Genomic DNA, 10947 nt, shown 5'->3' on the forward strand with positions numbered 1-10947 from the left:
ACCCACGCCCGAACGCCCAAGATCCTCAAGGAGTACCCCCATGGCCGGCTACGCCAACCGCGTCCTCACCCTGCCCTTCCCGGAGTTCACCGAGGACGGCGACCAGACCGTTCACGTCACGATCCGTAACCCCAAGACGCTGCCCCTCGCCACGCTGGACGCGGATCTCCCCGAGAACCTCCCCGACGGCACTCCCGACCCCAATCACGGCATCAAGACCACCTACGAGGTGGTCTCCCGTCTCATCATCGGCTGGCACGCCTACGACGCCACCAGCGACGACGACGACCAGCCGCCGTTGCCGCTGCCGGCCACACCCGAGTTGGTCGCCAAGCTGCCGATGGAGATCCTCATGGCCGTCGGCGAGAAGATCAACGAGGTCAAGGGCGCGGGGGCCTAGGGCCGGATGACCCGTACCTCGTGGACGTCCTGTGGCCCGCAGAGGCGATCTACGAGGGGACGTGGTCGTCCGGCCCCCCGCCCGAGGAGCTGGAGGACTTCGAGCTGATGAAGGAGATGGGGTGGACCTGGGACGAGCTTCAGGCCACGCCCGCCTACGTCCGTAAGTTCTCGTGGGACTTCATCAACGCCCGTGCCTCCGCGCAGGAGACCGCAGCGAAGAGGCAGGAGGGGAAGAGCCGTGGGTGAACTACGGCCCGGGACGTTCGCCCGGCTCTTCGCCGAGGTCAACGCCGCCTCCAACCTGAAGGTCCGCAAGGTGCTGACCGCGGTGGCCCTGGTCGTCGAGCGCCAGGCCAAGGTCAACGCCTCGAACGGCAGCCACAAGTGGGGGACACCCAGCCCGGCCTCTCCGGGCACGGGGCCCGCCGTCATCTCCGGGACCCTGCGCCGCTCGATCACCCACTCCCCGACCGTGTGGAAGGGCATCGGCTGGGAGGTCAAAGTCGGCACGGCGGTGGGCTTCATGCCGCCGTACGGCAAGAACAAGACCCCTGCAAACAAGTACGGCTATTACCTCGAAGTCGCCGGCCTGCGCAACGGGGACACGTACCCGTTCCTCAAGCCTGCCGCCGAATTCGGCATGAGGGTCGCCGCGCCCGCCCTGTGGGCCTCCGAGTTCTCCCGCGGCTGGCCGCACGCCTGACGCTGCGCCGCGCACCACCGCCCGCACCAGACCGGAAGGGCGGTGGCACTGCTGTGGCCGACATCGCCGATCTCCTCGTCCACCTCCGCGCCGAGACGATCGGTTTCAGTCGCGGCATGGCCCAGGCCGCCCGCGACGGCGAGGGCTTCACCTCGAAGATGGGCGCGGCCGGCGCCGCGATGACCAAGCTCGGCAAGGGCATGACCGTCATCGGCCTCGGTGGCGCCGTCGTCGCGACGAAGATGGCCGGTGACTTCCAGCAGAAGATGAACCTGCTGGTCACCGCCTGCGGTGAGGCCCCGTCGGCGATGAAGAAGGTCTCCGACGGCGTCCTTTCCATCTCTCGCGACACAGGTACCAGTTGGCAGAACCTGGCCGAGGGCGCCTACCAGACCGAGAAGGCCGGCTACCGGGCCAGCGACATGCTGACCGTCCTGAAGGCTGCGGCGCAGGGCGCGGCCGAGGAGGGTGCGTCCCTGAAGGACGTCACGAACGCCATGACGTCGGTCATGGCCTCGTATCACCTCAAGGCGTCCGACTCGGTGCGTGTGATGAACGCCCTCAAGACGGCCGCCGGCGAGGGCAAGATGACCATGGAGGAGTTCGCGTCCTCCCTGTCGACGGTCATCCCGATCGCCTCCGCCAACAAGATCAGCTTTGCGGAGGTCGGCGGCGCGATCGCCACCCTCACCCAGCACGGCACCTCGGCACGCGAGGCCACCCACGAGCTGGCCAACACGATCCGCAATCTGGCCGCCCCGAACAACGTCGCGGTCAAGGAGATGCAGCGCCTCGGCCTGTCCAGCCAGGACGTGTCGACCAAACTCGGCTCCGGACAACGTGGGCTGAAGGGCACCATCGACCTGCTGTCCGAGACAGTGCTTTCCAAGATGGGCAAGTCCGGCACCGTCCTGCTCTCCTCGTTCAACTCCACGAAGCAGGCAGCGGCCGACGCCAACACCATGGTCGCCCAGATGCCCAAGAGCATCCAGAATCTGGCCCTGTCGTACGCCAAGGGCAGCATCAGCCTGGGTGACTGGCGGCAGAAGCTCAAGGGGCTTCCGCCCGAGCAGGCCAACCTCCTGTCCCAGTACGCGACTCTGCAGAACAAGACCAAGGGTTTCTCCGACGAGCTCAAGCGGGGAGGCCCGGCCGCCCAGACGTACACCGACGCGATGAAGAAGATGCTCGGTGGCTCCGCCGGGCTCAACACCGCTCTGCAGCTGGGCGGTGAGAACGCGGACGGCTTCGGCGATCGGATCAAGAAGGTCGGCAAGTCGCTGAACGACGGCGGCAAGGACGTCGAGGGCTGGGCGAGCACCCAGAAGACCTTCAACAATCAGATGGCCCGCCTGAAGCAGACGGTGGAGACCACGGCCATCACCATCGGCCTCAAGCTCATTCCCATCGTGCAGAAGATCATCGGGTTCTTCTCCGAGCACAAGACGGCCTCCGAGGGCTTGGCCATCGCGATCGGCGTCATCCTCGCCGGTAGCGTGCTGAAGTTCATCGGCGGAGCCCTGTCTCCGCTGGTCAGCGGCCTCGGCCTCCTGAGCAAGGGCGCCGTGGGGGCGGTCGGGGCGGTCGGCCGCCTCGCTGGCGGGTTCCGCGATGCCCAGGTGGCCCAGTCCGCGTTCAGCGGCAAGGCCGGCACGATCGGCGGCATCCTGCGGAAGGGCTTCGACGCGGCCAAGACCGGGGCGTTGTCGGCGGCGTCCGGGGTGGGCACGCTCGGGAAGAACATCGCCGCTGCGACGAAGGCCGGGGCGGTATCGGCCTGGAGTGGGCTGACCAACGGCGCGAAGGCCATGGGCGGCGCCATGAAGACCGCCGCGATCGCCACGCTGGACTTCTCGAAGAAGGCACTGGTTGCGACCGCTGCGGCGCTGCGGCAGGCGGCGGCGTTCGTGGCGGAGAAGACGGCGGCGCTCGCCTCGGCGATCGCGGAGAAGGCAGCCGCGGCGGCTCAGTGGCTGCTGAACATCGCGATGGACGCAAACCCCATCGACCTGATCATCATGGCCCTGGTGGCGCTCGGCGCTGCGTTCGTTGTCCTGTGGAAGAAGTCCCAGACGTTCCGAGAGATCGTCGTGCAGACTTTCGTGTGGCTGGCCATTCCCGTTTTGGAATTCGCCGAGATCGCCCTGAACGTCGTCAAGCAGATCAACTCAGCGTTCCTGTCATTCGCGTCAGGGTTGCTCGGTGCTGCGTCGCGGGCATTCAGCTGGGTCCCCGGCCTGGGCCCGAAGCTCAAGGGCGCGAGCCAGGCGATCGACGGGTGGAAGGCCTCCACGAGCAGCGCCTTCGACGGCGCGATCAGCAAGGTCAACGGCTGGGAAGACTCCGTCAAGTCCATGCCGCAGAAGATCAAGCTGCGGGCCAACATCGACGATCTCAGCAAGAAGATCAGCGACGCGAAGAGGCAGCTCAGCGACAGGAACCTCCCTCCGGAGAAGCGCGCGAAGCTGCTCGTCGACATCTCAAACTGGGAACAGCAGATCACGTCCGCGAAGATGGCCCTGGAGAACTCTCCGGACAAGAAGAAGGCCATTCTCACCGCGCAGATCACCGACTGGGTGAAGCAGATCGACACGGCCAAAAAAGCCTTGTCGGACAAAAACCTTCCGCCGTCGAAGAAAGCTGTCCTCAAGGGCGAGATCAGCGACCTGCAGAAGAAGGTCGCCCAGGCCCGAACCGCCCTGGCCTCGGTCCAGAGCAGGACAGTCACGGTGTCGGTCCGCAACGTCATCTCCTCGATGCCGATCCAGGTCCCCGGCAACGCCCTGGGCTCGGTCGTCTCGGGCGGGGTGCGGCGGATGGCAGCGGGTGGCTTCGGTCGCCCGGCGATGATGGCCCGCGGCGGCTCGAACATCCTCTGGGGTGAGGGCCCCGACGAGTCGTACATCCCTCACACCCGCACTCCGCGCTCCCGGGCGATCGCCGAGCAGACCGTCGGCATTCTCGGCGGCTCCGTGTCTTGGGGTGGCTCCGGCCGCGGCGCGAGCGGAGCCGGGGGTGGGGGCGTAGCCGCGCTCGGTGGGCACGTCGCCGAGGGCCTGTGGCAGGGCATGAAGGACAAGGCCGGGTGGCTCGCCCAGCAGGCCCGTACCTTCGCCCTGTCGACCATCCCCCAGCCGATCGCCGACGCTCTGGGCATCAAGAGCCCGTCGAAAGTGGCAGCCACGCTCGGCCGGTGGGTGGGCGCGGGCATGGTCCAGGGCCTCACCGGCTCCACAGCGTCGGTGAAGTCCGCGACGCTGAAGCTCACCCGGGCCATCCAGCAGGTGTTCCGGGACGACGCCAGGGCGCAGATCGCGGCTGATCAGAAGAAGCTCCGGAACCTCGCCGGTGTCCGCGGTACCCGGGCCGCCCGCGAGCGGGCCGACATCCGCGCCGACCTCGCCCACCAGAAGCACGTCCTGGGCGCCAGCAGCTCGATCACGAAGTTGGTGGCTCGCGACAACGCCAAGCTCCTCCAGCTCGCCGGCCAGCGGGACACCGTCGCCAAGAAGCTCAAGGCCGCCCAGCAGAAGCTCGCGGACCTGAAGAAGTCCTGGTCCGACAAGAAGTCCGAGGTCGCCTCCGGGATCATGTCCGGCGTCTCCGTGGTCACCGACGCCAACGAGGACGGGAGGCCACTCAACGCCAACGACGTCCTGTCCAAGCTGCGCGACAAGGTCCAGAAGGCCACCCAGTTCGCGGCGCTGCTCAAGCAGCTGAAGAGCAAGGGCCTGCGGGCGGACCTGATCGACCAGATCGCCGAGTCCGGCGCCGATCAGGGCTACGACACCGCCCTCGCGCTGGCCGGCGGCAGTAAGAGCCAGATCGCGGCGGTCAACCAGCAGCAGAAGAACCTGGTCACCGCGGCGAACTCCACCGGCACGGTGGTCGCGGACGCGATGTACGGCGCGGGGATCAAGAGCGCCGAGGGCCTGGTCAAGGGGCTCCAATCGCAGCAGAAGGCGATCGAAGCCCAGATGCTGAAGATCGCCCGGGCCATGCAGACCGCGATCAAGCACGCTCTCGGCATCAAGTCGCCGAGTCGGGTCATGGCCGAGCTCGGCGACTTCACTGCCAAGGGTCTCGCCGTGGGTATCGATCGGTCCTCGAAGCACGCCACGATCGCAGCGGCCGGCATGGCGATGTCGGTACGGCAGGCCGCGCACGTCACCGCGACCAACGGGCGGCTTGCGGTGAGCTCCAACCTCGCCGCGACCGCAGGCGGTAGCGGCGGGCATCACATCGAGGTCCATATCCACGTCGCCGGTTCGGTGCTGTCCGAACGGCAGCTGCGGGACGTCGTCGAGAAGCAGATGCTCCAGCTGGGCATGCGCAACTCCCGCACGTACTCCTCCTACCAGCGCTGACTCACGCGCCCCGTCGCCCGGGGCCTGACCTGATCGGGGGTGCGTGGTGGCGCTGCTGGCTGAACTCATCGACTCGTTCACTGCGCCGTCGTTGAACACCTCGCTGTGGACGGCTGTCACCGGCGGCGGGGCGGTCACGGTGGACACGGTCAACGACCGCGCCACCGTGGCCTGCCCCACGAGCACCGGTGTCACCAACAGTCTCGGCACGGCCGCGGTGTGGGACGGCCGCGGCAACGCCCAAGGCACCAACTGCCTGTACGCCCAGGTCATCCCCGTCCCCAAGGGCTCCGGCGGCACGTTCGTCCAGCTGGTCATCGCCAAAGACGCCAGCAACTCGGTGGCGATCCAGCTCACCGGCGGGCAGTCCACGCTCCAGCTCGCGATGAAGAACGCCGGCGTCACGACGACCGCGAGCATGGGTACCTACGACCTGTTCGCGGACGGCTGGTGGCGGCTGCGGGAGCTGTCGGGGACCTGGTACGCCGACACCAGCCCGGACGGCTTCACCTGGACCCAGCAGGCATCCCTGGCCTCTTCCTGGTCCGCAGCCGCCGTCTCGGTAGCGTTCCAGACCTCCGTCACCGTCACGGAGACCTACACCGGGCTGTCCGCGTCCATCGCCCACGTCAACACCCCCGCCGGGGGCCTGAACCCCGGCTGGCCAGCCGTCGAGCACGCCTGGGGCCCCTACTGGAATGCCAACGGCGGCGACTCCCCCTTGGACAAGTACGTCGACCTCACCGCCCGGACCCGAGGTGCCGTCTCCGTCAGCCGCGGCCGCCAGTACGAGCTCGACCAGGTCCGCTCCGGCGAGCTCCAGGTGCAGCTGGAGAACAAGGACGGCAGCCTGGACCCCAGCAATGCCTCAGGGCCGTGGGCCGGCCGCATCATGCCGTACCAGCCCTACCGGATCCGGGCGCAGTGGCCGCCCACCCCCAACCTGCTGACGCAGGTCCAGGCGACAGCAGGTGACCTCGGCGGCATCGCGACAGGTGCCATCCCCGGTGGCAGCGCTGGCATCGACGTTTTCACGAACTGCGACACCAGCGGCGGCAGCATGGTTGCCAGCGCCACGGCCTGGCAGGGCGGCCGGGCCTTCCAGTTCCAGGTACCGAGCAGCACCGCCAGCACGACCGCGATCTGCTTCACCTCGCAGCCCGCCGTGGAGCGGTCGATCACCTACAGCCTGCAGATGCGGGTCCGCAACATCACCCCGTCGACGACGGTGCAAGTCGACGCTTTCCTGTCGTTCTCCAACACGGCAGGCACCGCCACGGTCACCCGGTCAGCAACGGCGACGCTGACCGGGTCGGCCACCGCGGCGTGGACGCTGATCACGGTCACGGCCACCGCCCCAGCTGACGCGGCCCGTCTCTCCTGTGGTGTGGAGACCGCGGCGACCGCCGCAGCCACGTGCAGCGTGCAGGTCGACGGGTGGCAGCTGGAGCGCGGCCCTGCGGCGACCCCGTGGATCTGCCCCGGCACCATGTATCCGGTCTACGCCGGCTTCGCCGAGCGGTACCCGCAGTCCTGGACGATGAGCGGCACCTACGGAACGGTCAGCATCTCCGCAGCGGACGCGTTCTCCCTGCTCTCCCAGCGGCAACTGCGGGACCCTTTGACCGAGGAGATGAACCGGAAGACGCCCCGGTTCCTCTACACGCTGAACGACCCCGCGGGCAGCTCCTCCGCGACCGATGTGCTGGGCAACCCGCCCGCCCCGGTGATCACCGGCAAGTACGGCGCCGGGTCGCTGCTGTTCGGCGCAGCGATCACCGCCACGGACCCGGTGAACGGCATCTACACCGGCAGCAGCGGCTCGGTCGCCACGATCAGCAACAGCAACCCCGGTACCGGTCTGACGACCGGCGGCGCAACGGTCATCAGCCTCGCCAAGGCCGGGATCAAGGGCCCGGCGGACCCCTCGTCGTGGACCCGCATGATCGCCTTCCGCTACACCGGGCCCACCATCACCGCCGCGTCGTACCTGTGGACATGCCTGGACAGCCAGCGCAACACCGCCGGCCCCTCGGGCTCGCGGATCTGGGTGTACCTGGACACGGCCGGCAGGCCGAACATCACCATCGGCGGCCCCACTCTCATCGGCGGCAACTGGCTGTTCGGCGGGGCGACGAACTGCGTCGACGGCAACTGGCACTTGTTGATCTTCGGCTACAACCAGGCGACCCAGCAGGTGCTCGCCAGCCAGGACGGCACGACCGCGGCGTTCTACGGCAGCATCCCCACGGCGACCACGCCCACGGGGCTGATCTCCGACGCCGTCGGCGGCTACGTCGACCCGACCGTCGGCAACGGCACGACCTGGAATTACAAGGGCGACATCGCCTACGCGGCCGAGTTCGGCTGGGTCTTCACGACCGGATCCGAGATCACTTCCATGTATGCCGCCTGGAAGAACAGCTGCGCCGGCGACTCCACGGACGTCCGCTACGGCCGGATCCTCAAGTGGGGCGGCTACCTCGGCCCGTCCTCGATCCAGACCGGCCTGACCCGCAGCATGGGCCCGGCCGCGACCGACGGCCAGGACGTGCTCTCCGCGCTCCAGGCGACCGTGGACACCGAGGGAGGCGAGCACTTCGTCGACCGCGTGGGGACGGTCACCTTCCGCAGCCGGGGATACCGGTACAACTCCACCGTCCCCTCGGTGGTGTTCGGGGAGCGCGTTGACCTGGGCGAGGTGCCGTATGAGGAGACCGCCCTCGATTACGACCCGACGCACCTGGCCAATCAGGTCACGGTCACCCAGGCATCCACGGGGCAGACGTTCTCCGCTCAGGACGCCACGTCGATTACGGACTACTTCCCCCGCACCCTGTCGAGAACGATCAACAGCTCGGACGCAGGCGAGTGCCAGGACGCAGCCGGATACCTCCTGTCCCGGTACAAGCAGCCTGCCGCGCGCATCCCGCAGATCCGGCTGCATCCCTCGGCCAGCCCCGGCCTGCTGTGGCCGGTGTGCCTGAGCCTGGAGTTGGGGACGCGCGTGCGGGTCAAACGCCGACCACCAAGGGCACCAGAGATCACGGTGGACTGCTTCGTGGAGTCCATCCAGTGGGGCCTGGACGACAATCTCGACGCGACCGTCACGATGCAGTGCAGCCCAGTGGACTCCACGCCCTACGGGATGTTCGCGGCACTGCACACCACCCTGGCCAGCGCCGCATCCTCCGGCGTGAGCACAGTGACGCTGGCCGCGTGGGGAGACACCACGAACCCGGCAGCCACCCAGCTCGGCCAGGGACAGCAGCTCGTCCTCGGCCTGGGCACCGCCAACCAGGAGACCGTCACGGTGCTGTCGGTCGGGTCGACGAGCCCCAGCTGGTCAACGGTCGCGGTCACCCTCCAGGCCGCGACGACGAAGGCCCACGCCTCGGGCGATGTGGTCTGCGAGCCGCTTCCGGCCGGGACGACCAACGCAGCCGCCTACGACGCCTCCAGCGCACTGGACGCCGTCGCCTTCTCGTACTGAAGGGAGGGCCGTGTGACCCGCACCGCCCCCGTCTCCGCCCAGCAGTCCCCCGGAAGTTTCCTCACCAGCGCACTATGGAACGCCCAGGTCAAGGCCATCATCGACTGGTCCTGCGGCAGCGGCACCAACGGGCCGCCCCGCTTCCGCGGCTACCAGACGTCCACCCAGTCCATCGCCGACAGTACGTGGGCTGCCCTCAACCTCGACACTGAGTCATTCGACAGCGACGCCGGCCACTCCACCTCGTCGAACACCTCCCGCTACACCGTCCAAGTCGCGGGGACCTACCTCATCATCGGCAGCGCAGGCTTCACCGCCAGCGCGACCGGCGTCCGAGCCGTGCGGCTCCTGGTCAACGGCGCGAACCCGATCACCGGAACCTTCGTGAAAACCATGGCCGCCGCCGCCGGAAACAGCTCCGGCCTCGTCACGACGGCGCTGTCCTCCTTCTCGGCTGGCGACTACGTCGAGGTGCAGGGCTACCAGACCTCGGGCGGCGCACTGAGCACCAGCGCCGGCAGCGATGTGGCGTGCTCGCTGTGCGCCCTGTGGATCTCCTCCTGAAAGGCCCGTGATGAACTCTCACTGCTGGGACCCCGAGTGTGAGCAGCCGCCGCGTGTGCAGTGGTCACGCCGCCCCACCCAGGAAGAGCTGGACCGGCTGGTCGCGCTTGAAGAGGACCAGCGGGCCGCCTTCGTGGCGGCCATCGGCCCGGCACGGGCGCAGGCCCTGCCACCGGCACCAAACGGGTCAGACACCACGGTGCCGGTCTACGCCTGCGTGCAGCACGCCATCACCCGGGACCTGGCAGCTCTCATCCACCAGGCGACCTGCGCCCCCGACCCACAGACGCTGCCCGCGTGCACCTGCGTGCCCGAGCCCGGCCCGGCACCTGAGCCCCTGCACGAGGAACCGCTCCCACTCCCCGACCACTGGACCTGAAAGGCCTGCCCGTGTTCGACGCCACCCCGTACCCCAATTACCTCCTGGCGGCCGAAAGCGCCCTCGGCACCGAGCGAGGCATGTACCTCGCCATCCAGTTCGCCCCCGGCGCTGCCGGGCTCCCCACGGGTCTGACCGAAGAGGACGTCATCGACCACCTCCGCGACTACCTCGCGGCCCAGCCGGACATCGCAGACGTCAGCGCGGAGCACCGCCACGTGGTGACCGACCAGCTGTAGCCCGCCCTTCCTACCTACGTTCCCTTGAGCCTCCGGCCGAGCCGGAGGCTTCTGCATGCCCGAGGAGCATGATGACGATCATCTTCCGGGGCGGAAGGCTGCCCGCGCAGCCCGCCCGGCCGCAGCTCTGCCTCCGCGAGCAGATCGCGTACGAAGGCGGCGCCGCGCCCCGGCGCGGTCGCTCCCAGGGTCGCTTCCACGTGCTGCTCACTCCCGCGAGCCACTGGGGTTACGACCTGGGGCGAGCGCTGGTGGTGCAGGCGCCGAGCCTCATGTCCGCGGGGACAACAGGTCGCGCCCTCCGCCGTCTGGCGGAGGGCGCGATTCATACAAGCCGTCCGGGTTCTCCCGTCATGGGAGTTTTCAGGGACGAGTCGCGACTTTGAGGCAAGTAGCGGTCAGGCTCCTCCGATCCGAGTCCAATTGTGCGCACCACAGGACGCCGAACGCAGCCTGCTCATCGGGCCCGCGCAGACACACGCGGAGGATCGCCGTCGGCCCCACCTCGCAAAGAGAGCCCATCCACCCACGATGAGCATGAGCGTCGTCGCCACGATGACGCTGAGTCCGAACACCCCGGTTCTGGCCAGCTGGGACGAAGAGGGCGTCGGACGCGAGCCGAAAGCGCCAGCATGGCCGCCCTGCCCGGAGGCGGGTGCGTTGATTGCGTGGCCGCCGTGGCCGCCGCCCTCATCGCAGTGGTCACCGCCGCCGCCGTGGCCGCCGCCCTCATCGCCGCCATAGCCGCCGCCGTACCCGCCGTGGTCACCGCCGCCATAGCCGCCGTGGTCACCGCCGCC

The 10947-nt window shown here is 68.6% G+C and carries 8 protein-coding genes; all 8 read left to right on the forward strand.

Annotated features, from left to right (window positions below):
- The first annotated feature begins 40 nt into the window (after positions 1 to 40).
- The 8 genes from AOK09_RS28515 to AOK09_RS28550 are packed head-to-tail and all read left to right on the forward strand — an operon-like array spanning position 41 to position 10147.
- A complete protein-coding gene (locus tag AOK09_RS28515) occupies positions 41 to 400 on the forward strand; it encodes a hypothetical protein (protein ID WP_055590123.1) in 360 nt (119 codons plus the stop codon).
- Between the two features lie 20 nt (positions 401 to 420).
- On the forward strand, positions 421 to 648 hold the full coding sequence (locus AOK09_RS28520; RefSeq protein ID WP_055590124.1) for a hypothetical protein: 228 nt from the start codon (positions 421 to 423) through the stop codon (positions 646 to 648).
- Positions 641 to 1105, forward strand: a complete 465-nt coding sequence (locus AOK09_RS28525) for a hypothetical protein (RefSeq protein ID WP_055590125.1) — start codon at positions 641 to 643, stop codon at positions 1103 to 1105. The genes AOK09_RS28520 and AOK09_RS28525 overlap by 8 nt, the downstream gene beginning before the upstream one ends.
- A 53-nt stretch (positions 1106 to 1158) precedes the next feature.
- Positions 1159 to 5472, forward strand: coding sequence for a phage tail tape measure protein (locus tag AOK09_RS28530; protein ID WP_055590126.1), 4314 nt, complete (start codon positions 1159 to 1161; stop codon positions 5470 to 5472).
- 46 nt (positions 5473 to 5518) lie between these two features.
- Positions 5519 to 8965 (forward strand): hypothetical protein, encoded by a 3447-nt coding sequence (locus AOK09_RS28535; protein WP_245687515.1) that lies wholly within the window; start codon positions 5519 to 5521, stop codon positions 8963 to 8965.
- 12 nt (positions 8966 to 8977) lie between these two features.
- A complete protein-coding gene (locus tag AOK09_RS28540) occupies positions 8978 to 9529 on the forward strand; it encodes a hypothetical protein (protein WP_055590128.1) in 552 nt (183 codons plus the stop codon).
- Positions 9530 to 9584: 55 nt separating this feature from the next.
- Positions 9585 to 9908, forward strand: coding sequence for a hypothetical protein (locus AOK09_RS28545; RefSeq protein WP_055590129.1), 324 nt, complete (start codon positions 9585 to 9587; stop codon positions 9906 to 9908).
- Positions 9909 to 9919: 11 nt separating this feature from the next.
- Entirely contained in the window at positions 9920 to 10147 is a 228-nt protein-coding gene (locus tag AOK09_RS28550; protein WP_055590130.1) for a hypothetical protein, read from the forward strand.
- The last annotated feature ends 800 nt before the right edge of the window (positions 10148 to 10947 follow it).

Source organism: Peterkaempfera griseoplana, assembly GCF_001418575.1.
Classification (GTDB): Bacteria; Actinomycetota; Actinomycetes; order Streptomycetales; family Streptomycetaceae; genus Peterkaempfera; species Peterkaempfera griseoplana.